This is a genomic window from Geomicrobium sediminis (assembly GCF_016908595.1).
Lineage (GTDB): Bacteria > Bacillota > Bacilli > Bacillales > Marinococcaceae > Geomicrobium_A > Geomicrobium_A sediminis.
Window position 1 is genome coordinate 1 of record NZ_JAFBEC010000034.1, and the last position, 1,566, is coordinate 1,566.

The 1,566-nt window shown below is 44.1% G+C and carries 1 pseudogene; it reads right to left on the minus strand.

Going from position 1 to position 1,566, the window contains the following annotated elements:
* Window positions 1-111: 111 nt before the first annotated feature.
* A pseudogene (locus JOD17_RS21195) lies at window positions 112-1,452 on the minus strand (IS1182 family transposase); the annotation flags it as partial.
* Window positions 1,453-1,566: the final 114 nt, after the last annotated feature.

The following is a 1,566-nucleotide window of genomic DNA, read 5'->3' on the forward strand; positions in this document are numbered from 1 at the left end:
CAGATTGTCGAGAAAGCCTTGGTTCTGTGAACCAAGGCTTTCTCTTATGGTCTTTGAATTGGTTCCAATGACGATTTTTTTGGTGAAAAGTATAAAAAACCTCTCCTTTTGTCTGGAGAGGTGCATCGCAATCTTCTTGATGTTCTGCACCGTTGCCGTCATGAGTGCCTGTTCCGAGGCACCTTCCAAACGGCGCAAACGACAATAGCGAAGCCCGTGGAGTTGTTTTGAATCCGCAAAGCTTCGCTCAATTTTATATTTTCGCATGCGATAGATTGCTTTCCCTTCCTTCGAAAGTCGATTCATTCGCACACGTTCTTTGCTTTCCTCCCACACGTGTCGGGTCAGCACCTTCTTGTGATTTTGTGACTGTGTACAGGTTAAAAGGAGTGGACAGGTTTTACAATCTTCGGGATTGGAATGGTACTGACGATACCCTTCTCGATTCGTCGTCGAATACGTCAATGTTTTGCCGTTCGGACACGTGTACGTATTGGTTTTTGCATCATATGTATACTTCCACTTGGGGATGCGTCCTTTTATAGGACGATAGCGACGGTGAGCGATCACCGCCATAATGCCTAAGTCTTCAATGCCTTTACAAACGGGGGTCGTGAAATAGCCAGCGTCCAGGGCAACGGCTTCAACCGGAAACTGAAAGCGATCCAGTTGACGTTTTAATCGTTCGAGATACGGTTGGGAGTCATGAACATTGCCAGGTGTGACATGGACATCTGTAATAATATTGAACTTTATATCGGTCGTCCGATGATCTAAGTAATAAAACCCTTCAGGCTTTCCTTCTCGATACAAGTAGCCACTTTCACGGTCCGTCGTACTTTTACGGACGGTTTTCCATTCCTCCTTTTCCTTTTTGGCTAACGGCTTTTTTCCGTGTTCCTCCCGATCTTCCGTGACCGCCTCATCCAATTCATTGATATAAGACTGTGTTTCGACTTTGACCGTCTCACGTGTAAAGTGCTGCCGATTCGCATTCGCTTTTAAGTGCGTGGAATCACTGAATAATACCCGACCACTCACCATGCCTTGTTCCATGGCTTTCACAACCACGTCGTCAAAGATGTCTTGAAAGGCTGTTGTTCCTTGAAACCGTTTATGGCGATTAAAACTGATCGTAGAATGATGAGGAACCTTTTCAGTGAGCCCTAATCCAAGAAACCAGCGATACGCAATGTTCGTTTGAATTTCTCGTTCCAATTGACGTTCCGAACGAATGCCATACAGATACCCGACAAACATCATCTTAAAAAGCATTACCGGATCAATCGGTGGGCGACCGTTTGTCGTTGAATAGTAGGTTTCCACTTTGTCATAAATGAAATTGAAATCTACATGTTCATCAATTTTCCGTAGTAAATGATCTTCGGGCATTACTTGATCAATGGAGACCATCTCGAGTTCAATTTGTTTATCCGTTTGACGACGTAACAAGGCGCATTCCCCCAACACATTTCCGTTCTTTTCTCTATTATAACAAAGCGTGGTTATGATTCGGCGTCTATAAATAAGAAAAAGCTGTTGAGAAATGACTTTCTCAACAGCCTG